The organism is Pseudoxanthomonas sp. G3 (genome assembly GCF_057654715.1).
This window is the reverse complement of record NZ_CM172805.1, coordinates 2,853,716-2,875,732: the sequence shown is the minus strand read 5'-3', so window position 1 is coordinate 2,875,732 and position 22,017 is coordinate 2,853,716. Positions and strand designations below refer to the sequence as shown.

General features: G+C 67.6%; 18 protein-coding genes and 1 pseudogene. 7 read left to right on the top strand and 12 right to left on the bottom strand.

The genetic code is table 11. The features are described from left to right. Positions 1 to 64: 64 nt before the first annotated feature. The 9 genes from bamA to AC23D6_RS13710 form a co-directional block, all read right to left on the bottom strand. Complete coding sequence (gene bamA, locus AC23D6_RS13750) at positions 65 to 2,548, bottom strand: outer membrane protein assembly factor BamA (RefSeq protein WP_487749799.1); 2,484 nt, start codon at positions 2,546 to 2,548, stop codon at positions 65 to 67. A gap of 119 nt (positions 2,549 to 2,667) precedes the next feature. Further along, positions 2,668 to 4,029 (bottom strand): RIP metalloprotease RseP, encoded by a 1,362-nt coding sequence (gene rseP / locus AC23D6_RS13745; RefSeq protein WP_487749798.1) that lies wholly within the window; start codon positions 4,027 to 4,029, stop codon positions 2,668 to 2,670. Then, positions 4,026 to 5,231, bottom strand: coding sequence for a 1-deoxy-D-xylulose-5-phosphate reductoisomerase (locus AC23D6_RS13740; RefSeq protein ID WP_487749797.1), 1,206 nt, complete (start codon positions 5,229 to 5,231; stop codon positions 4,026 to 4,028). The genes rseP and AC23D6_RS13740 overlap by 4 nt, the downstream gene beginning before the upstream one ends. 2 nt (positions 5,232 to 5,233) lie before the next feature. Next, the gene (locus AC23D6_RS13735; RefSeq protein ID WP_487749796.1) at positions 5,234 to 6,085 is read right to left on the bottom strand and encodes a phosphatidate cytidylyltransferase; all 852 of its coding nucleotides are present in this window, start codon (positions 6,083 to 6,085) and stop codon (positions 5,234 to 5,236) included. After that, the gene (gene uppS / locus AC23D6_RS13730) at positions 6,082 to 6,840 is read right to left on the bottom strand and encodes a polyprenyl diphosphate synthase (protein WP_487749795.1); all 759 of its coding nucleotides are present in this window, start codon (positions 6,838 to 6,840) and stop codon (positions 6,082 to 6,084) included. The genes AC23D6_RS13735 and uppS overlap by 4 nt, the downstream gene beginning before the upstream one ends. Positions 6,841 to 6,848: 8 nt before the next feature. After that, on the bottom strand, positions 6,849 to 7,406 hold the full coding sequence (gene frr / locus AC23D6_RS13725) for a ribosome recycling factor (RefSeq protein WP_487749794.1): 558 nt from the start codon (positions 7,404 to 7,406) through the stop codon (positions 6,849 to 6,851). Between the two features lie 76 nt (positions 7,407 to 7,482). After that, positions 7,483 to 8,400 (bottom strand): cation diffusion facilitator family transporter, encoded by a 918-nt coding sequence (locus AC23D6_RS13720; RefSeq protein ID WP_487749793.1) that lies wholly within the window; start codon positions 8,398 to 8,400, stop codon positions 7,483 to 7,485. 52 nt (positions 8,401 to 8,452) lie between these two features. Then, positions 8,453 to 9,178: a UMP kinase gene (gene pyrH / locus AC23D6_RS13715; RefSeq protein WP_487749792.1), complete on the bottom strand. Its 726-nt coding sequence runs from the start codon at positions 9,176 to 9,178 to the stop codon at positions 8,453 to 8,455. A gap of 55 nt (positions 9,179 to 9,233) precedes the next feature. Next, a complete protein-coding gene (locus tag AC23D6_RS13710; protein WP_487749791.1) occupies positions 9,234 to 9,590 on the bottom strand; it encodes a cupin domain-containing protein in 357 nt (118 codons plus the stop codon). A gap of 64 nt (positions 9,591 to 9,654) precedes the next feature. Here AC23D6_RS13710 and AC23D6_RS13705 point away from each other — a divergent pair, with 64 nt between their 5' ends. Beyond that, positions 9,655 to 10,350: an AIM24 family protein gene (locus tag AC23D6_RS13705; protein ID WP_487749790.1), complete on the top strand. Its 696-nt coding sequence runs from the start codon at positions 9,655 to 9,657 to the stop codon at positions 10,348 to 10,350. Between the two features lie 15 nt (positions 10,351 to 10,365). Here the strand turns inward: AC23D6_RS13705 and AC23D6_RS13700 are convergent, their stop codons facing one another. The 3 genes from AC23D6_RS13700 to rpsB form a co-directional block, all read right to left on the bottom strand. Beyond that, positions 10,366 to 11,865 carry an HDOD domain-containing protein gene (locus AC23D6_RS13700; RefSeq protein ID WP_487749789.1) on the bottom strand — a complete coding sequence of 500 codons (1,500 nt, stop codon included), beginning with the start codon at positions 11,863 to 11,865 and terminating at the stop codon, positions 10,366 to 10,368. A gap of 211 nt (positions 11,866 to 12,076) precedes the next feature. Continuing rightward, the gene (tsf, locus tag AC23D6_RS13695) at positions 12,077 to 12,955 is read right to left on the bottom strand and encodes a translation elongation factor Ts (RefSeq protein WP_487749788.1); all 879 of its coding nucleotides are present in this window, start codon (positions 12,953 to 12,955) and stop codon (positions 12,077 to 12,079) included. Between the two features lie 197 nt (positions 12,956 to 13,152). Next, a complete protein-coding gene (gene rpsB / locus AC23D6_RS13690; protein WP_487749787.1) occupies positions 13,153 to 13,956 on the bottom strand; it encodes a 30S ribosomal protein S2 in 804 nt (267 codons plus the stop codon). Between the two features lie 317 nt (positions 13,957 to 14,273). Here rpsB and map point away from each other — a divergent pair, with 317 nt between their 5' ends. The 6 genes and pseudogenes from map to asnB all read left to right on the top strand — a co-directional run bounded on the left by map (position 14,274) and on the right by asnB (position 22,011). Continuing rightward, positions 14,274 to 15,050 carry a type I methionyl aminopeptidase gene (map, locus tag AC23D6_RS13685; protein ID WP_487749786.1) on the top strand — a complete coding sequence of 259 codons (777 nt, stop codon included), beginning with the start codon at positions 14,274 to 14,276 and terminating at the stop codon, positions 15,048 to 15,050. Positions 15,051 to 15,085: 35 nt separating this feature from the next. Beyond that, on the top strand, positions 15,086 to 17,689 hold the full coding sequence (gene glnD / locus AC23D6_RS13680; protein WP_487752641.1) for a [protein-PII] uridylyltransferase: 2,604 nt from the start codon (positions 15,086 to 15,088) through the stop codon (positions 17,687 to 17,689). Positions 17,690 to 17,736: 47 nt separating this feature from the next. Beyond that, positions 17,737 to 18,564, top strand: a pseudogene (gene dapD / locus AC23D6_RS13675) (2,3,4,5-tetrahydropyridine-2,6-dicarboxylate N-succinyltransferase); the annotation flags it as partial. A 3-nt stretch (positions 18,565 to 18,567) separates the two neighbouring features. Continuing rightward, positions 18,568 to 18,930 (top strand): Spx/MgsR family RNA polymerase-binding regulatory protein, encoded by a 363-nt coding sequence (locus AC23D6_RS13670; RefSeq protein WP_487749785.1) that lies wholly within the window; start codon positions 18,568 to 18,570, stop codon positions 18,928 to 18,930. Continuing rightward, a complete protein-coding gene (gene dapE / locus AC23D6_RS13665) occupies positions 18,927 to 20,069 on the top strand; it encodes a succinyl-diaminopimelate desuccinylase (protein ID WP_487749784.1) in 1,143 nt (380 codons plus the stop codon). Before AC23D6_RS13670 ends, dapE begins: the two co-directional genes overlap by 4 nt. A 253-nt stretch (positions 20,070 to 20,322) precedes the next feature. Further along, positions 20,323 to 22,011, top strand: coding sequence for an asparagine synthase B (asnB, locus tag AC23D6_RS13660; RefSeq protein WP_487749783.1), 1,689 nt, complete (start codon positions 20,323 to 20,325; stop codon positions 22,009 to 22,011). Positions 22,012 to 22,017: the final 6 nt, after the last annotated feature.

Genomic DNA, 22,017 nt, shown 5'->3' with positions numbered 1-22,017 from the left:
GGGGGCGTATGGTGGGTTGGCCGTCGGGGGCGGTTGCCCCCGGCCGGCCAGCGCATGGCAGGCGTCAGAACGCGCCGCCGAAGGTGAACTGCAGGCGCTCCAGTTCGTCGCCCTCTTCCTTCTTGATCGGGAAGGAGTAGCTGATGGAGATGGGGCCGACCGGAGCGCGCCACAGCAGGGCGACGCCTGTCGATGCGCGCAGTTCGCCGGCATCGAAATTGTCGACGCCATCGAACACGTTGCCGAAATCGAAGAACGCCGACACGCGCGCCGCATTGGAGTCGAACAGCTTCGGGAAGATCAGCTCGACCGAGCCCGTGGTCTTCAGCGACCCGCCCAACGGCTGTCCGCGGTAACCACTGATGACTTCCGAACGCGGCCCCAGCGTGTTGTCGCGGAAGCCGCGTACCGAGCGCGTGCCGCCGGCGTAGAAATTCTCGAAGAAGGGCAGGCCGCTGGCGACCAGGGTCCTGTCCAGCGTGCCGCCATCGGCACAGGTGCCGTCCGCCGAGGGTGCGGTGGTGGTGTTCGACTGGCCCGGAATCTGCGGATTGGAGCCGTTCGTGCGGCAGATGTACCGGTAGATGTCGGAGCCGTAGCTGTCGCCGTAACCGACTTCCGCGCGGGTGTTGAGCACGAACGACGGGCTTAGCGACCAGTACTTCGAGAACTCGTAGTTGAGCTTGTAGTACTCGACGGTGGAGCCTGGCAGTGCGATCTCGGCCGACACGCGCTGGTAGGTGCCGCCGGTGGGCATGAAGTAGTCGTTGCGCGTGTCGCGCGCCCAGCCCACTTCGGTACGCCAGGCGTGGAACGTGCGCTGGCCAACCGCATCGATGTAGTCGATGATCGACTGCGGCGTGGAGCCGCCGAAGGTCAGGATCTCGTTGCTGTCGACGCCGAAGAGCAGCGAGACGGTATCGTTCTCGGTGATCGGCAGGCCGAGCACGCCCTGCGCGGCCGCGCTGGTGGTGGAGTACTGCGCGGTGTTGAAGTCAGAGTAGTCGAACTCGCGCCACCACAGGTTGTAGCCCAGCGACATGCCTTCGTCGGTGAAGAAGGGATTCGTGTACGAGAACGAATAGCGCTGCAGGTAGTCGCTGCGCTGCGCCTCGACCGCGACGCGGTTGCCGCCGCCGAGGAAGTTGTTCTGCGACAGCTGGATGGACGTGGTCAGGCCGGAGAGCTGCGAATAGCCCAGGCCGAACACGAAGCTGCCGGAGGTGGTTTCCTTCACCGTGTACACGACATCCACCTGGTCGGTGGTGCCCGGCACCGGCGTGGTCTCGACATCCACCGTCTCGAAGTAGCCCAGGCGGCGCAGGCGCACGCGCGAACGGTCCACCGCGACCTGCGAGAACCAGCTGCCTTCGAACTGGCGCATTTCGCGGCGCATCACTTCGTCGGAGGTGCGCGTGTTGCCCTTGAAGACGATCCGGCGCACGTTGACGCGTGGGCCCGGTATGACCTGGAGGTTGATCGCGACCGTGCGGTTTTCGCGGTCGATCGTCGGGATCGGGTTCACCTGCGCGAACGCGTGGCCGATGTTGCCCAGCGTCGCGGTGATCGAGTCGGACGTCATCTCGAGCAGGATGCGCGAGAACGTCTGCTCCGGCTTCACGATCACCAGCTTCTCGATCTCTTCCTTCGGCAACACCGTGTCGCCGGTGACCTTCACGTCGGAGATCTTGTACTGCTCGCCTTCGGTGATGCCAGCGGTGATGAACATGTCGCGCTTGTCAGGACTGATCGACACCTGGGTGGAGTCGATGTTGAAGTCCACGTAGCCGCGGTCCAGGTACCAGGAATTCAGGCGCTCCATGTCGCCGGAGAGCTTCTCCTTGGAATACTGGTCGTCGCGGCGGTACCAGGACAGCCAGCTCGATTCCTTGGACTCCCAGTTCTCCAGCAGGTCTTCGGTTTCGAACTTCTCCGCGCCGACGACGTTGACGTGCTTGATCTTGGCAGCCTTGCCTTCCTTCACCGCGATCGTCACGTCCACGCGGTTGCGGTCCAGTGGGCTGACGGTCGGCGTGATCTCGACGTTGTACTTGCCGCGGTTGTTGTATTGGCGCACCAGTTCCTGCGTCACGCGGTCCAGGCTCAGGCGGTCGAAGGTCTCGCCTTCGGCCAGGCCGATGTCCTTCAGGCCCGACATCAGGTCGTCGGTCTTGATGTCCTTGTTGCCGGTGAGCGTCAGCTTGTTGATGGCCGGGCGCTCGGTGACCGTGACGACCAGGATGTCGCCCTGGCGGTCGAGCTTCACGTCCTCGAAGAAACCCGTCTTGTAGAGGGCGCGGATGGATTCGGACACGCCGGAAGGCGTGACCTGCTCGCCCCGTTCGATCGGCAGGTAGGTCAGCACGGTACCGGCCGAAATGCGCTGCAGGCCGTCGATGCGGATGTCGGTGGCGGTGAACGTGTCGCTGCTCAGCGGTGCGGCCGCCGCGGGCGCGGGAGCGGTTTCCGTCGTCTGGGCCCATGCCGGCATGGCGATGGCCGAGGCCAGGGCGAGGGCAAGCAGGCGGCGGGAGGGCAGTCGCGTCATCATCACTTCCGATTGGGGTAGTTCCTGCGATGCAGGAGTGGGGCGCAGGGCTGCGTTCCCGGGGCTTGCCGGCGGGGCGCGACCCTTGGAGCGGGCCGGCCCGAGAAAGTTCAGGGGCATCAGGTCACCAGACGCAGGATGTCGTTGTAGAACGCCAATCCCATCAGGCCCGCCAGTGCGGCCAGGCCCACGTATTGTCCAGCCACCATGTGGCGCTCGCTCAAGGGACTGCCCTTGACCAACTCGATAAGGTAATACAGGAGGTGCCCGCCGTCCAAGACGGGGATCGGCAGCAGGTTGATGATGGCCAGGCTCAGGGACATCGCCGCCAGGAACCACAGGAACCAGTCGGGCCCGCGCTTGGCCGACACATTCGCCACCTGGGCGATGGTGATCGGGCCGGATACGTTCTTCAGCGACGCGTCGCCGGTCAGCATGCGACGGATCATGCCCAGCGAATCGGCGGTCAATTTGCCGGTCTCGCGGAAGGCCGCGGGGATGGCGGCCAGCGGACCGTAATGCAGGAGGGCGTCATAACCGGGCATCTGAGCGGCATCCGGCGGCGCCAGGCCCAGGCCCCAGTACTCCTGGCCGTTGTCGGGACGCTTCATCCGGCGTGGCGCCAGTTCGAAGGCCATGCGCTCGCCCGCGCGATCGACTTCCACCATGGCCGGCCCGCCGCGCTTGCCCAGCGCATCGACCTGGGTGGCGATGTCGCCGAAGCCGTGCACGGGCTGGCCGTCCACGGCGGTGACCACGTCGCCAGGCTGCAGCACGCCATCGGCCGGCGCCCCGGGGCTGACCTTGCCGATCGTGGCCGGCACGACCCAGTGCCGCCAGGTCAGGCCGGTCAAGCTGATGACGTTCTCCTGGTCGAAATCCACCGGCAGCCGCGACAGGGCGAGCTGGCGCGTGACCATCGTGCCGGCAGGCGTCTCGACGTCGACCGGCACGTCCTTGCCGTCGATGGCGGCCTTGGTGAGCACGATGGAGGCATCGGTCCAGGTGTCGATCGCGCGGTCGCCGATCCGGACGATGCGGTCGCCGCGCTGCAGGCCCGCCGCTTCGGCGATGCCCGTGACGCCCCCCAGGGTGGCCGAATAATCCTGCTTGCCGAGGACGAACATCGCCCAGAGCAGGGCGACGCAGAGCACGATGTTGGCCGCGGGGCCTGCGGCGACCACCGCGATGCGCTGCCAGACCGACTTGCGGTTGAATGCCTGCTCACGCTGCGTGGCGGGGACCTCGCCCTCGGCTTCGTCCAGCATCTTGACGTAGCCGCCGAGCGGAATCGCGGCGATCGCGAACTCGGTGCCGTGGCGATCGCGCCGCGACCACAGTGGCTTGCCGAAGCCGACGGAGAAACGCAGCACCTTGACGCCGCAGCGGCGCGCCACCCAGTAGTGGCCGAACTCGTGGAACGTCACCAGGACGCCCAGCGCGACGATCATCCACCAGATGGAGCCCAGCAGGTCGCTCATCGGATCTCGGCGCTCATGGGAGAGAGGTGGCCTGCGAGGTTGCGTTCGGTCAGTCGTCGGGCCTGCGCGTCCGCTTCCAGCAGCGCCTCCAGCGAATCGGCCGGCGTTGCAGGCAGCGCGGCGAGGGCGTCCTCGACCAGCGCGGGAATGGATAGGAAACCGATGCGGCCCTGAAGAAAGGCTGAAACCGCGACTTCGTTCGCAGCATTCAGCACCGCAGGCGCGGTACCGCCGAGCTCCATGGCCTCCCAAGCCAGCCGCAGGCAGGGGAAGGCGTCCATGTCGGGCGCCTCGAAATCCAGCCGCGGGTGCGCCAGCAGGTCGAGCCCGCCCACGCCGGAGTCGATCCGTTCGGGCCAGCCCAGCCCGACGGCGAGCGAGGTGCGCATGTCGGGCAGACCCAGTTGCGCCAGGGTCGACCCATCGACGAACTCCACCAGCGAATGCACCAGGCTCTGCGGGTGCACCAGTACATCGAGCCGCTCGCGTCCGACGCCGAACAGGTGATGGGCTTCGATCAGCTCCAGTCCCTTGTTCATCAAGGTGGCCGAATCGACTGAAATCTTGGGCCCCATCGACCACTTCGGATGGGCGATGGCCTGCGCGCGCGTGACCTTCGCGAGTTCGGCCCGGCTGCGCCCGCGGAACGGACCGCCGGACGCGGTCAGCACGATGCGCTTGACCTCGCCCTGAGCCTGTCGTGAACGCAGGCACTGGAAGATCGCGTTGTGCTCGCTGTCGATCGGGATGATCTCTGCGCCCGCGGCGTCCGCGGCGGCGGTCATGAGCTCGCCGGCGAGGACCAGCGACTCCTTGTTCGCCAACAACAACCGCTTGCCGGCGCGCGCGGCGGCAAGCGTCGAAGAGAGGCCGGCGGCGCCCACGATGGCCGCCACGACGGTGTCGCAGGACGCATCGGCGACGAGCGCGTCGAGCGGTGCATCGCCTGCATGCGGCTGCGTGGCCAGACCGGCCGCGGCGAGGCCCTCGCGCAGGCGCGGATAGCACGCGGTATCGGCGATGACCGCATGGTCGGGACGGTGGGCGAGGCATAGCGCGACCAGGGCGTCGACGTTGCGGCCGGCCGCCAGCACGCTGGCCCGGTAGCGATCGGGATGGCGGGCAATCACGTCGAGCGCCGAGGCGCCGATCGAGCCGGTCGCGCCCAGGACCGCCACATTGCGGGGTGCGTGCGCAACCATGCTCAGAACCCGAAGACTTCCTTGCCGAGCACGAAGATGGGCAGCGCAGCCAGCACGCCGTCGATGCGATCCAGCACCCCGCCATGGCCGGGGATGACGTCGCCGGAATCCTTGGCGCCCACGTGCCGCTTGAGCAGGCTTTCGAACAGGTCGCCGACGACCGAAAACAACACGGTGAAGATGGCGACCAGCAGCACGCCCGGCAGTTGGGTAACGCCGGCTCCCGCGATCAACGCACCGACACCGGCGACCAGCAGGCCCGCCGCCAGGCCGCCGAGCACGCCCTCCAGCGTCTTGTTGGGACTGATGCGCGGCGCCAGCTTGCGGCCGGCAAACCAGCGCCCGCCGAAATGGCGGCCGGCGAAATAAGCGCCGCTGTCCGCGGCCCACACGATCGCCAGCGCGATGAACAGCCAGAGGTGGCCGTTGGGCTCGGAGGAATGGATCAGACCCAGTGCACACCATGCCGGCACCACCGCCAAGGTGCCCGCCGCGAGCTTGAACACGCGTGCCCACGTCTCGTGATCGGAGGCGAAATGGAAGAAGCGCAGCCACAGCAGCGCGAGCAGCCACCAGACCGCGCCGGCCAGCGCCATCAGGCGCAAGGGCACCAGGTCGGTCGATCCGCGCGAGGCCCACACCAGCAGCACCATCAGCAGCAGGTTGGCAGTCAGCAGCACGGTCCGCTGCAGGGTGTCGTCGATCTCGGCGAGCTTGAACCACTCCCATAGGCCGACCAGGAACACCAGCGCGGCAAGCATGACCAGCCAGGAGGTCGGCAGTAGCAGGATGGCGCCGATGGCGAAGGGAGCCATGACGAGCGCGGCGATGACGCGGGTGCGGGTGGCGCTCATGCGGGCGTGTCCTCGATGGCGCCATCGGCCACTTGGGCGCTGGTCAGGCCGAAGCGGCGCTCGCGCCGCGCGAAATCGTCCAAGGCGCGCTGCAGCAGCGCGGCATCCAGGTCGGGCCACAGCACGTCGGTGAACCACAGCTCGGTGTAGGCCAGCTGCCACAGCAGGAAGTTGCTGATCCTGTGGTCGCCACCGGTGCGGATGAAGAGGTCCGGTGCCGGCAGGTCGGCCAGGGCCACGTAACGTCCGAGGGACGTCTCGTCGATGTCCTGCGGCTGCAGGCGGCCCGCGGCGACATCCTCGGCCAGTGCGCGCGCCGCGTGCGCGACGTCCTGGCGGCCTCCATAGCTGGCGGCGATCACGAGGTGCAGGCGCGTGTTGCCGAGGGTCAGCGTTTCGGCTGCGTCCATCCGCGCACGGATGTCGGCGGAGAAGCGCGCGCGGTCGCCGATGAAGCGCACGCGCACGTGACGGCGATGGAGTTCCTCCACCTCCCGGTCCAGCGCGTTGAGGAACAGCTTCATCAGCGCGCCGACTTCCTCTTCCGGCCGGCCCCAGTTCTCGCTGGAGAACGCGAACAGGGTCAGCGCGCCGATGCCGCGTTCGAGGCAGAAATCGATGCACACGTTGACCGCGCGGGCGCCGGCGCGATGGCCGATGACGCGCGGACGCCGGCGGCGTTCGGCCCAGCGCCCGTTGCCGTCCATGATGACGGCCAAGTGCCGGGGCACGGACGGGGAAGCGGCAGGGGACATGGCAGTCCTCAGACCGCCATCAGTTCCTGTTCCTTCGCCTTGACGACGTCATCGACGTCCTTGATGGACTTGTCGGTGAGCTTCTGGATCTCTTCTTCGGTCCGGCGCTCTTCGTCTTCGGTGATCTGCTTGTCCTTCAGCAGGTCCTTGACCTGCTGATTGGCATCGCGGCGGATGTTGCGGATGGCGACCTTGGCGTCCTCGCCTTCGCTGTGCACGACCTTCGAGAGTTCCTTGCGGCGCTCCTCGGTCAGGGCGGGCAGGTTCAGACGGATGGTGGTGCCGGCCGTATTCGGCGTCAGACCCAGGTCCGAAGCGAGGATGGCCTTCTCCACCGCACCGACGATCTGTTTTTCCCAAGGGGTGATCGTCAGCGAACGGGAGTCCGAGATCGTCACCGTGGCGACCTGGCTCAGCGGCACGTCGGAACCGTAGTAGTTGACCTTCAGGTGCTCGACCAGGGCCGTGGAGGCGCGGCCGGTACGGACCTTGACCAGCGTGTGGCGGAGCGCCTCGATGCTCTTGGTCATGCGCGCCTGCGCGTCTTTCTTGATGTCGTTGAGCATCGCCCTTTCCGTTGCAAAGCCTGTAAACGTCCGATTATAGGGCGATTCGGCGCCGTTGCCGACCGCCGGGCTCCGCTCAGTGGGAATGATGCGGCGCGGCATCGTGCAGGTCGTGGCCGCAGCTGGCGCCACGTTCGATCTGCAGGGTCGCGTGGTTGATGCCGAAGCGATGGTCCAGCGCATGCACCGTGGTGTCGATGAAGGCGTCGTGGTCGTCCTCGCGGGGCCGGACCAGGTGCGCGGTCAGGGCGATCTCGTTCGCGCCCAGCGACCAGATGTGGAGGTGGTGGACGGCCGTCACGCCGGGCTGTTCGCGCAGGAAGGCCCCCACTTCGTCGGGGTTCACGGTGCCCGGCACGGCGTCCATGGCCGCATCGAAGCTGGCTCGCAGCAGCCCCCACGACCCGACCGCGACGACCAGCGCGATCAGCAGTGCCGTGGCGGGATCCAGCCAGGCCCAGCCCAGTGTCGCCATGCCCACGCCCGCCAGCACCGCGGCCAGCGACACCGCAGCATCGGCGATCAGGTGCAGGAACGCGCCACGCTTGTTCAGGTCATGCGCATGCCCGTCGCGTACGAACCACGCAGCGCCCAGATTGACCAGGATGCCCAGCACAGCGACCACGATCACGGGCGTGGCGGGAATCTCGGGCGGTGCGCTGAACCGGCGCACGGCCTCCCAGCCCAGCGCGCCGGAGAACACCACCAGCAGCAGGGCGTTCGCCAGCGGGGACAGCAGCGTGGCGCGCCGCCAACCGTAGGTATGGCGGCCCCGTGGGGGCCTTCGCGCCAGGGCGGCCGCGCTCCAGGCCAACGCCAAGCCCAGCACATCGCCCAGGTTGTGGACCGCGTCGGACAGCAGGGCCAGCGAATTGGTGTAGAAGCCGTACCCCGCCTCGAGGGCCGTGTACGCCAGGTTGATCAGCGTGACCAGCGCGAAGGCGCGCGTGGTCGAGCCGTGAGGATGCGCGTGTGCGCCATGTCCGTGTCCCATGAAGTCAGGGTGCCGGCGGACCGGCACGGACACTATTACAACGGCAAGGGTCTCAGTTGCGGCCTTTGACCAGGGTGCCGATGGGCTCGCCGCGCAGGATGCGCATCAGGTTGCCCGGCACCGACAGGTCGTAGATGCGCAGCGGCACGTCGCTGTCGCGGCACAGTGCGAATGCGGCCGTATCCATCACCTGCAGGTCGCGGGCGATGACCTCGTCGTAGGTCAGCTGGTCGAAGCGCGTCGCGTCCTTGTGCTTGCTGGGGTCCTTGTCGTACACGCCGTCGACCTTGGTGGCCTTCAGCAGCAGGTCCGCGCCGATCTCGATCGCGCGCAGCGCCGCGCCTGAGTCGGTGGTGAAGAACGGGTTGCCGGTGCCGGCGGCGAAGATCGCGATGCGCCCCTTCTCGAGGTGGCGGATGGCGCGGCGGCGGATGTAGTCCTCGCACACATCGTTGATCTTGATGGCGCTCATCACCCGGCACTTGGCGCCAAGCTTCTCCAGCGCGTCCTGCATGGCCAGCGCATTGATCACCGTGGCGAGCATGCCCATCTGGTCGCCGGTGACCCGGTCCATGCCGCCCGCGGCCAAGCCGGCTCCGCGGAAGATGTTGCCGCCGCCGATGACCAGGCCGATTTCGGCGCCGGCATCGCGGGCCTCGATGATCTCCTTGGCGATCCGCGTGATCACGGCCGGGTCGATGCCGTAATCCTCTGCCCCCATCAGCGCTTCGCCGGACAGTTTGAGCAGGATGCGGCGATAGGCGATGGGTGCGGTCATGGGGGTCTCGGCGTGGGGCAAACGTCGCAATTCTATCCGAGCGCCACCGCGCGCGTCAGTCGCCGGGTTCGTAGATCGCGTACAGCTTGCGTGCGGGCGCGAGGACTTCCCACGTGCCGCTGAAACCGGCAGGCACCACGAAACTCTGGCCGGCGTCCCAGACGCTCTCTTCACCGTCGTCGCCGATCAGCCGCAAGCGGCCGGCGATCAGGTGGCAGAACTCGTGCTCGGTGTAGTGGACGCGCCACGCGCCGGCGTCGGCCTCCCACACGCCGCAGTGGAAGCGCGCATCCGGGGATGAAAACGCATTGGCCACCGCTTGTGTCGGCTGTCCGGACAGCAGCCGGTCGGCCGCGACGGATTCGCGCGGGGCATCGTCCAGTACGTGGGGGACGGGCAGGATGCGGGGCATGGCGGAACCTCCGGGAATGCGGCTTATGATGGCGTCCCCGTCAGGCGACCATCAAGGCATCGACATGAGCGTGCGCACGTTGCAGGAGTTCCTCGCGTCTTCCAAGGAAAAGGACGCCAGCGCGGAGGCTTTCGAACTGGAGAGTCCGCATCTGCTGGAGGTCCGCCTGGACGGGCTGGTCTGGGCCAAGGCGGGTGCGATGGTCGCGCGCAAGGGCGCGGTGAAGTTCACCCGCCAGGGCGTGCTGGAGCAGGGCTTGGGCAACCTGCTGAAGAAGGCGGTGAGCGGCGAAGGCATGCAGCTGATGAAGGTCGAGGGCCAGGGCCGCGTTTACCTGGCCGATGCCGGCAAGAAGATCACCCTGCTGCGCCTGGCGGGCGAGTCGATCTTCGTCAACGGCAACGACGTGCTGGCCGTGGAGTCGGGCATCGAGAGCCGCATCACCATGATGCGCAAGGTGGCCGGCATGCTGTCGGGCGGCCTGTTCAACGTGCGCCTGAGCGGCCACGGCATCGTCGCCATCACCTCCCACTACGAGCCCCTGACATTGCCGGTGACCGCGCAGACCGGCCCGGTCTTCACCGATCCGAACGCGACGGTCGCGTGGTCCGGCGGGCTGACGCCGGAAATCATCACCGACATCTCGCTGGGCACGCTGTTCGGCCGGGGCTCGGGCGAAAGCATCCAGCTGCGGTTCGCGGGTGAGGGCTGGGTCGTCGTCCAGCCCTACGAGGAAGTGGTGCTGCAGCCCCGGCAATAGGGCGCGGATGCGGTGTCAGGGCGCGCTGCCGAGCGCGCCGATCGCCACCCGGTTGCGGCCCTGCCGCTTGGCGCCGTAGAGCGCTTCGTCGGCCGCACGCAGCAGGTCGTCGACGTGGCGGAACTGCTCCAGCGTGCCTTGCGTGGCCAGGCCGGCGGAGAAGGTCACGTGCAGCGGCTGCCCGCTGACGTCGGCCATCGCGGCGCCCGAGACTTCCGACAGGATGCGGCGCACGACCTGGGCCGCGGCGTCTTCGCCGATGCCCGGCAGGACCACGAGGAATTCCTCGCCGCCGTAGCGGGCCACGATGTCGCTGCTGCGCACGCGACGCATCAGCGCCTTGGCGAAGTTGCGCAGGACCTCGTCGCCGACCAGGTGTCCCCAGCGGTCGTTGACCTGCTTGAAATCATCGAGATCGATGAAGGCGATCGACAACGGCCAGCCGTGGCGTGTGGCGGCGTCGAACTCCTTCTCCAGCACTTCTTCCAGCTGGCTGCGGTTGTAGGCGCCGGTCAGCGGATCGCGGCGCACCTCCTCGGCGAGGCGGCGCGCGCGGTCTTCGTGCTCGTCGGCTTCCTTGCGCGCCCGCGCGGCTTCCTGGATTTCGCGCAGGTTGCGCACCACCAGCAGTTCGCGCGCCTGGTCCAGCAGCGCCTGGATGCGCGCGGGCGGCGCCGGCGGTACGTCGAACATCGCGCACACGTCCGGCAGCGCGGCCACCATCTCCTCGGTGAGCGTCAGGAACGCGGCATAGTCCAACCCCAGCCGGGTGGCCGCGTGCAGGGCAGCCTCGCGATGTGCGGCTTCGGTGCGTTCGGCATCGCCGCTGGCGAGCCAGATGTCGGCGACATGGCCGGACACGGCCACGCACGCGTTGAATCCGGTATCGGAGGCGGGCTGTTCACTCTCGATTATCGCTTCGCGGAGCAGCGCGGGCAGGTTCCACTGCCGCGCCAGCCAGCCGCCCACGGTGGCGTGGTCGCAGCCCAGCCAGTCGCGCTCGGCGGCGAGCAGGGCGGCATTGTCCTCGGCGTGCTCCACCAGGCGGGCGTAGTCTTCGCCCAGCACTTCCAGCAGGGCCAGCATGCCGATGTCCTGCAGCAGGCCGGCCAGCATCAGTTCCTCGGCCTTGCGGATGCCCGCGTGCTGGCCGAGCAGGCGGCTGGCCAGCGCAGCGATCACGCTGCGGCGCCAGACACGGCCCTGCGCCACCGGATGGCTCCCGGTACCGCAGCGTGCCAGCGAGAAGCCCAGCGCCAGGGTGAGGGTGGCGTTCAGGCCGAGCACCGTCAGCGCCTGCGAGAGGTTTTCCACACGGCGGCGGCTGGCGTAGAGCGGCGAGTTGGCGATGCGCAGCATGCGCGCGCTGAGGGCGGCGTCCAGGCCGATCGCATCGGCGGCGGTCGCCATCACCACCTCGGGATCCTGGGCGAGCTCGATGATGCGCAATGCCACGCCCGGCGGGCTCGGCAGGTTGCGGCAATTCAGGAGCTGGGCTTCGAGTTCGGGACGCATCCGGGTGCGCACGGCGGTGATAGGACGTTGCAGGCAGCATGCCAGCAAAGCGTGACGAAGTGTCACCTTTTGTAACCAGTGTCGGCGTAGGCGCGACAAACTTGAGCCGTGCGCGACGAACGGTATCGATGCGCGGATCGCATGCGTCTTCCGGAAACAGGAAAGCCGCGGTTTCCCGCGGCTTTCCTGCGTACCACAGGGGGGCGATGGCTTACGCCAGACCGGCCTGCTTCATCACTTCGGCGGCGTAGTCTTCCACCACCTTCTCGATGCCTTCGCCGACCACCAGGCGCTGGAAACCGACCACGTCGGCGCCGGCGGCCTTGACCACCTGCTCGACGGTCTTGTCGCTGTCCAGCACGTACGGCTGGCCGTACAGGGTGACTTCGTTGACGATCTTGTTGATCTTGCCGGAGATGATCTTCTCCAGGATGTCGGCCGGCTTGGCCTTGTCCTTGTCGGACATCTTGGCCAGCTCGATCTCCTTTTCCTTCGCCACGAACTCGGCCGGCACGTCGGAGGCCTTGTTGTGCGGGGGGTTCATCGCGGCGATGTGCATCGCCAGGCCGCGCGCCAAATCGGCGTCGCCGCCCTTGACCTCGACCAGCACGCCGATCTTGCCGCCGTGCACGTAGGCCGCGACGTTGTTGGCGCTGTCGATGGCGACCAGGCGACGGATCTGCATGTTCTCGCCGAGCTTGGCGATCGCGGCGGCGCGGGCTTCTTCGACGGTCTCGCCCGACGACAACTTGGCGCTCTTCAGGGCGTCGACATCGGCGGCGCCGGAGGTCAGCGCGGCCTGTGCGATCGCGTCGGTGAAGGCGATGAAGTTGCTGTCCTTGGCGACGAAGTCGGTCTCGGAGTTGATCTCGACCAGCACGGCCTTGCCGCCGTCCTGGGCCACGGCGATGCGGCCTTCGGCGGTGACGCGGTCGGCCTTCTTGTCGGCCTTGGCCAGGCCCGACTTGCGCAGCCACTCGGCGGCGGCATCGATGTCGGCCTTGTTCTCGGTGAGTGCCTTCTTGCACTCCATCATGCCGGCGCCGGTGCGCTCGCGCAGTTCCTTGACCAGGGAAGCGGTGATTTCCACGGGATTACCTCGGTTTAGATTGGCAAAGCCCCTCTCCCGTCGGGAGAGGGGTTGGGGTGAGGGTCCGGCGGAACCGCGACGCCTGCAGCGCCGACATGCTTGCCGCACCCTCATCCGCCCTTCGGGCACCTTCTCCCGACGGGAGAAGGGAAAAACAGGGCCGCCGCGCAGCATGGCGCGACGGCGTTGCAGCCGGATTACTCGGCAGCGGCTTCGTCGGACTTCTTGCTGGCGGCCTTCTTGGCCGGGGCGCGACGGGCACCCTTGTCGTCGCCGCCCTCGGCGAACTCTTCCTCGCGCACGGTGGCCGAGTTCGGCGCGGCGGCCTTGCCTTCCAGCACGGCGTCGGCGGCGGCACGGGCGTACAGCTGCACGGCGCGGATGGCGTCGTCGTTGCCCGGGATGGCGTAGTCGACCAGGGCCGGGTCGTAGTTCGAGTCGACCACCGCGATCACCGGGATGCCGAGCTTCTTGGCTTCCTTGATGGCAATGTCTTCATGGCCGATGTCGATGACGAACAGGGCGTCCGGCAGGCGGTTCATTTCCTTGATGCCGCCGAGCGAGGCTTCCAGCTTCTCGCGCTCGCGGCGCAGACCCAGCACTTCGTGCTTGACCAGCTTCTCGAAGGTGCCGTCGGTTTCGGCGGCTTCCAGTTCCTTCAGGCGGGCGACCGACTTCTTCACGGTGGCGAAGTTGGTGAGCGTGCCGCCCAGCCAGCGCTGGGTCATGTACGGCATGCCGCAGCGCACGGCTTCTTCCTTCACGGCCTCGCGCGCGCTGCGCTTGGTGCCGAGGAACAGGATGGTGCCGCGCTTCTGGGCGACGCCCGAGATGAAGTTCATCGCGTCGTTGAACAGCGGAACGGTCTTCTCGAGGTTGATGATGTGGATCTTGCCGCGGGCACCGAAGATGTACGGCGCCATCTTCGGATTCCAGTAGCGCGTCTGGTGGCCGAAATGGACGCCGGCTTCCAGCATCTGGCGCATGGTGACTTGGGGCATTGCTCTACTCCTGATAAGGAACCCGCCGCCAGGCAAAAGGAAGGCGGTGCCCGTGAGGGCCAGGTTCCGGGGTTGGGCCTCCCTGTCGCTTCCGTGACCGAACCCTTCGGACGAAGGGCACCCCGGCACGGGCAGTGGCGACAGGTGTGGATTCGTCGGTGACGCCCGACGTGGGCGGTCCGGCCGGGGGTGCCCGGGCGCGAAGCCGCGGGAGTATAGCGGTTCAGGCCGTCCGGCCGCAAACCGAAGCGCAACGTCCGCCGGGGCGGGACGGCCGGGGCGTTCAGCTGGTGGGCCAAATGGGGGATAATCGGCCAATGGCCATCCAGCTGAAAACCCCCGAAGACCTCGCCCAGATGCGCATCGCCGGCCGGCTGGCCGCCGAGGTGCTTCAGGTGGTCGCCCCGTACGTGAAGCCCGGCGTGACCACCGCCGAACTGGACCGCATCTGCCACGATCACATCGTCAACGTGCAGAAGGCGATCCCGGCGAACGTGGGCTACAAGGGCTTCCCCGCGACCGTCTGCACGTCGGTCAACAACGTCATCTGCCACGGCATCCCCAGCGAAGGGAAGGTGCTCAAGGACGGCGACATCCTCAACATCGACGTCACCGTCATCAAGGACGGTTGGCACGGCGACACCAGTCGCATGTACGTCGTCGGTACCCCGTCGGTGATGGCCAAGCGCCTGGTGGACGTGACGCGCGAGGCCATGTTCCGCGGCATCCGCGCGGTGAAGCCGGGCGCGACCCTGGGCGACGTGGGTCACGCGATCCAGCAGTACGCCGAGTCAGAGCGCTTCAGCGTGGTACGGGAATACTGCGGACACGGCATCGGCAAGGTCTACCACGACGAACCGCAGGTGCTGCACTACGGTCGTCCGGGCGAGGGCGTGGTGCTCAAGCCTGGCATGACGTTCACCATCGAGCCGATGATCAACGAGGGCGCCCGCCATACCAAGGTGCTGCCCGATGGCTGGACCGTGGTGACCAAGGACCGCAAGCTGTCCGCCCAGTGGGAGCACACCGTGGCGGTCACCGAGGAAGGCGTCGAGATCCTGACCCGCGTGCCGGGCGACGACAACGACCTGTGAGCGCCCCCGCAGCCGCGAACGGACAGGCGACGCGGCTGCCGGACATCGGGCCGGACGTTGCCGACGACGCCGCCTGGTCGGCCGCGGCGCGCGCCTCCCTGGCCCACACCGATGCGCGGCTGGACAAGCGGTTCGATCAGGACGACGGCATGGACCGCATCCTGGCGCTGCGCGCGCGCGCGGTCGACCACCTGCTGAGGGACGCCTGGCTGCGCTGCATTCCCGAACACGCGCCGATGGCGCTGTTCGCCGTGGGCGGGTACGGGCGGGGTGAATTGTTCCCGCAGTCGGATGTCGACGTACTGGTGCTGGCCGGCAGCGACGTGCAACAGGCTTACCACGATGCGGTGGCGCGCTTCTTCGCGACCCTGTGGGATGCCGGCCTGCCGATCAGCCACAGCGTTCGTTCGGCCGCGGAATGCACGGCCGCCGCCGCGGCGGACCAGACCGTGCTGACCGCGCTGATCGAAGAGCGCCTGATCGTCGGCGAGCCGGTCGACGAAGGCCTGCTGATCGATGCGATCGGTCCCGCGCGGGTCTGGCCGCCACGCGATTTTTTCGTGGCCAAGCGCGAGGAGCTGCGCATCCGCCATGCGCGCTTCGGCGACACCTCCGACAACCTTGAACCGAACATCAAGGACGGCCCCGGCGGCCTGCGCGACCTGCACACCCTGGGCTGGATGGCGCTGCGCACGTTCGGCGTGCGCGACCTGGAGCCGCTGGTGGGCATGGGCCACCTGGGCCAAGACGAAGCCGCAGCGCTGGCACGCGAGCGGCGCGCACTGGGCCGGCTGCGCTACGGGCTGCACCGGGTCGCTGCACGGGCGGAGGAACGCCTGCGCTTCGACTACCAGAAGACCCTGGCCCAGCGCCTGGGTTTTGTCGACGACGCGGAAAACCTTGGCGTCGAGAAGATGATGCAGGGCTTCTATCGCAGCGCGGCCATCGTGCGCCGGATCAGCGACCGCCTGCTGCAGCGCTTCGAAGAGCAGTTCGACGGCGAAGCGCTGGCCGAGCCGCTGGACGCGCATTTCGCCCTGCGTCGCGGCTACCTGGCCGCGCGCGACGCGACGTGGCCGGCCGGCGATGCGACCCAGGTATTCGCCCTGTTCGCGGCGTGGGCGGCGAATCCGCAGGTGCGCGGCCTGCACTCGCGCACCGCGCGCGCGCTGGCCGAGGCGCTGCCGAAGCTGCCGGCTTATCCCGATGCCGGGCGCGCGCAACGCGATGCCTTCATGGCCTTGCTGCGCGGGCCGCGTGCGGTCGAAACGCTGACCCGCATGGCCCGGCTGGGCGTGCTCGGCCAATGGATCCCCGCGTTCGCCCGGGTATCGGGGCGGATGCAGTTCGACCTGTTCCACGTCTACACGGTCGACCAGCACACCCTGATGGTGCTGCGGAACATCGCGGCCTTTGCCGCCGGCCGCGCCGACGAGCGCTTCTCGATCGCGCACGAGGTCTGGCCGCGCCTGCGCAAGCCCGAACTGCTGTTGCTCGCCGGGCTCTTCCACGACATCGCCAAGGGTCGCGGCGGCGACCATTCCGAACTCGGCGCCGTCGATGCGCGCGAGTTCTGCGCCGTGCATGCGATCAGCGAGTCGGACACCGATCTGGTGGCCTGGCTGGTGGAGCAGCACCTTCGCATGTCGGTGACCGCGCAAAAGCAGGACATCGCCGATCCGGACGTGATCCACGCCTTCGCCGCGTTGGTGAAGGACCGCGAGCGGCTGGATTATCTCTATCTGCTCACCTGCGCCGATATCGCCGGCACCAGTCCCAAGCTCTGGAACGCGTGGAAGGACCGGTTGCTCGCCGATCTCTATTTCGCAGCGCGCCGCGTGCTGCGCGAAGGGTTGGAGAATCCGGTGGCGGTGGACGAACGCCTGTTCGAAGCGCGCGGCAGCGTGCGTGCGCTGCTGGAAGTGCAGGGCATGACGGCGGCGCAGGCCGACACGTTGTTCGCGACGATGCCGGAGGAGAGTTTCCTGCGCTTCCGCCCGGAACAACTGGCCTGGCAGGCGCACGCGATCCGCGGCGCGACGCCGGGCGAGACGCGCGTGCGTGCGCGCCGCATCGCGGACGACGCCGATGCGATGGAAGTCTTCGTCCATTCGCCGGACCGCGACGGCCTGTTCGCCGCCATCCTCGCCACGCTGGACCGGATGGGCTTCGCCATCCACCAGGCGCGCGTGCTGGTCGGGCCGCAGGGCACCATCTTCGATACCTTCGAAGTAATGCCCGCCGACGCCTATGCGCCGCGCGATCCGGCCGACATCGAGCGGGGCCTGGGCGAGGCGCTGGCGCGTCCGCTGGACAGCGTGCGCACGTCGCGTCGCGCGGTGCCGCGGCAGTTGAAGCATTTCCGGTTCGCGCCGCGGATCGAGTTCGGGGCCACGCCGGACGGTCGCCGCACGATCCTCGGCCTGGTCGCGCCCGACCGCCCCGGCCTGCTGTCCGACGTCGCCCAGGTGCTGCGCCGCCAGCGCCTGCGCGTGCACGACGCGCGCATCGCCACCTTCGGCGAGCGCGCCGAGGACGTGTTCCAGATCACCGACGAGCACGACCAGCCCCTCACCGATACCGCCCAGCAGGATGCGTTGCGCGACGCACTGCGCGCCGGCCTCGATACCCCCACCTGAGCAAGCACCCAGCAGGACGTTTGATGACCCGCAAAGCCACCAAGACCGAAGAACTGAAGTCCACCATCGAGAGCGCGTTCGAGCGCCGCGCCGAGCTGACGCCGGCCGAGATCGAGGGCTCCACCCGCGATGCCGTCGAACGGGCCATCGAAGGCCTGGAGGCGGGCAAGCTGCGCGTGGCCGAGCCCGATGGCAAAGGCGGCTGGAAGGTCAACGAGTGGTTGAAGAAAGCGGTGCTGCTGTACTTCCGCGTCAACGAGATGGAACTGGTCGAGGCCTATCCCGCGCCGTTCTGGGACAAGGTCGAGGCGCGTTTCGGCGCCTTCGACGAGAACGATTTCCGCAAGCTCGGCGTGCGCGTCGTGCCGGGCGCGATCGCCCGCCGCGGCACCTATTTCGGCAAGGATGTCGTGCTGATGCCGAGCTTCGTCAACATCGGTGCGTACGTGGGCGAGGGCACCATGGTCGACACGTGGGCGACCGTGGGTTCGTGCGCGCAGATCGGCAAGCACTGCCACCTGTCCGGCGGCGCCGGCATCGGCGGCGTGCTCGAACCGCTGCAGGCCAGCCCGACGATCATCGAGGACCATTGCTTCATCGGTGCGCGCTCCGAGGTCGTCGAAGGCGTGGTGGTCGGCCACCACAGCGTCATCGGCATGGGCGTGTTCATCGGTCAGTCCACCCGCATCTACAACCGTGCGACGAAAGAGATCACCTATGGCTACGTGCCGCCGGGGAGCGTCGTGGTATCCGGCTCGCTGCCGGCCGCCGACGGTTCGCATTCGCTGTACTGCGCGGTGATCGTCAAGCAAGTGGACGAGAAGACCCGCAGCAAGACCAGCGTCAACGAGCTGCTGCGCGGGTTGGCGGACTGAGCGATGGCGACGACGCTCTACGGTCTGAAGAACTGCGACACCTGCAAGAAGGCGACGAAGTGGCTGGACCGCTTCGGCGTGGCTTACACGTTCGTCGACTACCGCGACAACCGACAGGCGCCCGAGACATTGAAGGATTGGGCGGAGCAAGCGGGTGGCTGGGACGGGCTGATCAACAAAGCATCGACGACCTGGCGGCAGCTGCCGGAGAACCGCAAGTCGCCGGGTTCCGACGCGGAATGGAAGCTCCTGCTGAAGGAATACCCGCAGCTGATCCGGCGCCCGGTGGTGGTCGATGACGTGGCGGGTTTTTCACAGGGTTTCAGCGACAATGGCTTCAAGAAGCTGTTCGGAGCGGGAAAGTGAGTGATGTCGTCGAACTCTCCAGCGAACTGATCCGTCGCCACTCGGTGACGCCCGATGATGCCGGTTGCCAGCAGGTGCTGGCGACGCGCCTGAGCCAGTGGGGCTTCCACTGCGAGCATCTGCGTTTCGGCGAGACCGACAACCTGTGGGCGACCCATGGCAGCGGTGCGCCCGTGCTGGTGCTGCTGGGACACACCGACGTGGTGCCGCCGGGTCCGTTGTCGGCCTGGACCAGCGATCCTTTCGTGCCCACGGTGCGCGATGGCGTGCTCTACGGGCGCGGCACGGCGGACATGAAGTGCAGCGTGGCCGCATGCACGATCGCGCTGGAGCGCTTCGTCGATGCGCATCCCGACCATCCGGGCACGGTGGCGCTGCTGGTGACCTCGGATGAGGAAGGCGACGCCCACGACGGCGTGAAGAAGGTCGCCGCGTTGTTCCGCGAGCGCGGCCAGCGGATCGACTGGTGCATCACCGGCGAGCCGTCGTCGAAGGAAACGCTGGGCGACCTGCTACGGGTCGGTCGGCGCGGCACGCTGACCGGCACGCTGGACGTGCATGGCGTGCAGGGCCACGTGGCCTATCCGCACAAGGCGCTCAACCCGATCCACAAAGCGCTGCCGGCGCTGGACGAACTCGCCGCCCGCCAGTGGGACGAGGGCTACGAGACCTTCCCGCCGACCAGCCTGCAGATCTCCAACATCCACGCCGGCACCGGCGCAAGCAACGTCATTCCCGGCGAACTGCAGGTGGTGTTCAACCTGCGCTTCAATCCGTCGTGGACGGCGGAAAGGCTGGAGCAGGAGATCGAAGGCATCTTCCGTCGCCATGGGCTGGACTACAGCATCAAATGGCTGCGCGGCGGCGAGCCGTTCTATACGCCGGAAGGCCACCTGCGGGCGACTGCGCGCGCGGTGCTCGGCGAATTCGCCGGCGCGCCACCGGAAGAAAGCACCGCGGGCGGCACGTCGGATGCCCGCTTCATCGCGCCTCTGGGGGCGGAGTGCATCGAAGTCGGGCCGGTCAATGCGAGCATCCACAAGGTCGACGAGCATGTGCGGGTGGCCGACCTCGAAGCGCTGCCCGGTCTGTACCAGGCGCTGGTGCAGCGATTGATGCTGACCCAGCCCACCGGCTGACCGCTGGCGCCGCCATACCCTTGCGAATGAAACAGTTGCACGCCCCCGGCCGGACCGGTTACGGTCGCTCCATGCCCTGCCGCAACGCCATCAATAACAACCGCAACAACCTGCGCCCGAACAACGGGACGCGGGTGGTGCGGCTCTGCGATTAGGCAAAGAAAGATCTGCCGGATACCAGAAACCCGCATCGCAAGATGCGGGTTTCTTCGTTTCCGGCGCCCGATTCCGAATCCACCAGGAGTTTCCACCCATGTGTTCCATCTTTGGCATCTTCGGGCTGCAGCCCGGCGACGATAGTGCGGCCCTGCGACGGCAATCGCTGGAGCTGTCCCAGAAGCAGCGCCACCGCGGCCCGGATTGGAGCGGTGTCTACCACGACGAGGGTGCGATCCTGGTGCATGAGCGGCTGGCCATCGTCGATCCGGCCGGTGGCTCGCAACCGCTGCGCTCGACCGACGGCGACCTGGTGCTGGCCGTCAACGGCGAGATCTACAACCATCGCGAGCTGAAGGGTGAACTGACGCAGGACTATGCCTTCCAGACGGGATCGGACTGCGAAGTCATCAACGCGCTGTACCGCGAAGACGAGCCGCTGTCGTTCCTCAACCGCCTCAATGGCATCTTCGCGTTCGCGCTCTGGGATCGTGCGAAGGGACGTGCGCTGATCGCGCGCGACCCGATCGGCGTGTGCCCGCTGTACTGGGGGCACGATCGCGAGGGCCGCTTGTGCGTGGCGTCGGAAATGAAGGCGCTGGCGCCGATCTGTGCCGACGTGGCGCAGTTTCCGCCGGGGCACTACTACGACACCGCCACGCGGGAACTGGTGAAGTACTACCGGAAGCCATGGCGCGCCTACGAAGCCGTGGCGGGCGTGCAGGTGGACAAGAGCGAGCTGCGTGAAGCCTTCGAACGCGCCGTGCACCGGCAATTGATGACCGACGTGCCCTATGGCGTGCTGCTGTCCGGTGGACTGGATTCGTCGCTGGTGGCGGCGGTCGCCGCGCGCTATGCGCGCCATCGCATCGAGGACAACGACACCACGGAGGCCTGGTGGCCGCGCCTGCACTCCTTCGCCATCGGCCTGGAGGGATCGCCGGACCTGGCCGCCGCGGAGGTCGCCGCGAAGGCCCTGGGTACGGTGCACCACGGCTTCACCTACACCTTCCAGGAGGGCCTGGACGCGATTCCCGAAGTGATCCGCCACATCGAGACCTACGACGTCACCACCATCCGCGCGTCCACGCCGATGTATCTGCTGGCGCGGCGCATCAAGGCGATGGGCGTGAAGATGGTGCTGTCGGGCGAGGGCAGCGACGAGATCTTCGGCGGCTACCTCTACTTCCACAAGGCGCCGAACGCGCGTGAGTTCCACGAAGAGCTGGTGCGCAAGCTAGACGCGCTCCACAACTACGATTGCTTGCGCGCCAACAAGTCGATGATGGCCTGGGGCGTGGAGCCGCGCGTGCCGTTCCTGGACGTCGAATTCCTCGACGTCGCCATGAAGATGGATGCCGCGCACAAGATGATCGACAAGACCCGCGCCGGTGCGCAGCGGATGGAGAAGGGCGTGCTGCGCGAAGCCTTCGACGGCTATCTGCCGGAGTCGATCCTGTGGCGGCAGAAAGAGCAGTTCAGCGACGGCGTCGGCTACGGCTGGATCGACGGGCTGAAGGCGCATGCCGAAGCGCAGGTCAGCGATCGCGAGCTCGCCGCCGCCGACAAACGTTTCCCGGTCAATCCACCGCAGACCAAGGAGGCCTACTTCTACCGCACGCTGTTCGAGCAGCACTACCCGGGGCAGGCCTGCGCGGAGACGGTGCCGGGCGGCAAGTCGATCGCCTGCTCATCGCCAGCGGCGATCGCGTGGGATGCGAGCTTCGCAAAGATGGCCGACCCGTCGGGTCGTGCGGTCGCAGGTGTGCACGCGTCTGCGCTCTAGGCCACG

What these genes read in the sequence shown, in the direction of transcription:
- AC23D6_RS13700 (WP_487749789.1), bottom strand. Translation starts at nt 11,865, where the DNA reads ATGCGTCCCGAACTCGAAGCCCAGCTCCTGAATTGCCGCAACCTGCCG.
- AC23D6_RS13710 (WP_487749791.1), bottom strand. Translation starts at nt 9,590, where the DNA reads ATGCCCCGCATCCTGCCCGTCCCCCACGTACTGGACGATGCCCCGCGC.
- asnB (WP_487749783.1), top strand. Translation starts at nt 20,323, where the DNA reads ATGTGTTCCATCTTTGGCATCTTCGGGCTGCAGCCCGGCGACGATAGT.
- AC23D6_RS13705 (WP_487749790.1), top strand. Translation starts at nt 9,655, where the DNA reads ATGAGCGTGCGCACGTTGCAGGAGTTCCTCGCGTCTTCCAAGGAAAAG.
- map (WP_487749786.1), top strand. Translation starts at nt 14,274, where the DNA reads ATGGCCATCCAGCTGAAAACCCCCGAAGACCTCGCCCAGATGCGCATC.
- rseP (WP_487749798.1), bottom strand. Translation starts at nt 4,029, where the DNA reads ATGAGCGACCTGCTGGGCTCCATCTGGTGGATGATCGTCGCGCTGGGC.
- rpsB (WP_487749787.1), bottom strand. Translation starts at nt 13,956, where the DNA reads ATGCCCCAAGTCACCATGCGCCAGATGCTGGAAGCCGGCGTCCATTTC.
- uppS (WP_487749795.1), bottom strand. Translation starts at nt 6,840, where the DNA reads ATGTCCCCTGCCGCTTCCCCGTCCGTGCCCCGGCACTTGGCCGTCATC.
- AC23D6_RS13740 (WP_487749797.1), bottom strand. Translation starts at nt 5,231, where the DNA reads ATGGTTGCGCACGCACCCCGCAATGTGGCGGTCCTGGGCGCGACCGGC.
- frr (WP_487749794.1), bottom strand. Translation starts at nt 7,406, where the DNA reads ATGCTCAACGACATCAAGAAAGACGCGCAGGCGCGCATGACCAAGAGC.
- bamA (WP_487749799.1), bottom strand. Translation starts at nt 2,548, where the DNA reads ATGACGCGACTGCCCTCCCGCCGCCTGCTTGCCCTCGCCCTGGCCTCG.
- AC23D6_RS13735 (WP_487749796.1), bottom strand. Translation starts at nt 6,085, where the DNA reads ATGAGCGCCACCCGCACCCGCGTCATCGCCGCGCTCGTCATGGCTCCC.
- pyrH (WP_487749792.1), bottom strand. Translation starts at nt 9,178, where the DNA reads ATGACCGCACCCATCGCCTATCGCCGCATCCTGCTCAAACTGTCCGGC.
- AC23D6_RS13670 (WP_487749785.1), top strand. Translation starts at nt 18,568, where the DNA reads ATGGCGACGACGCTCTACGGTCTGAAGAACTGCGACACCTGCAAGAAG.
- AC23D6_RS13720 (WP_487749793.1), bottom strand. Translation starts at nt 8,400, where the DNA reads ATGGGACACGGACATGGCGCACACGCGCATCCTCACGGCTCGACCACG.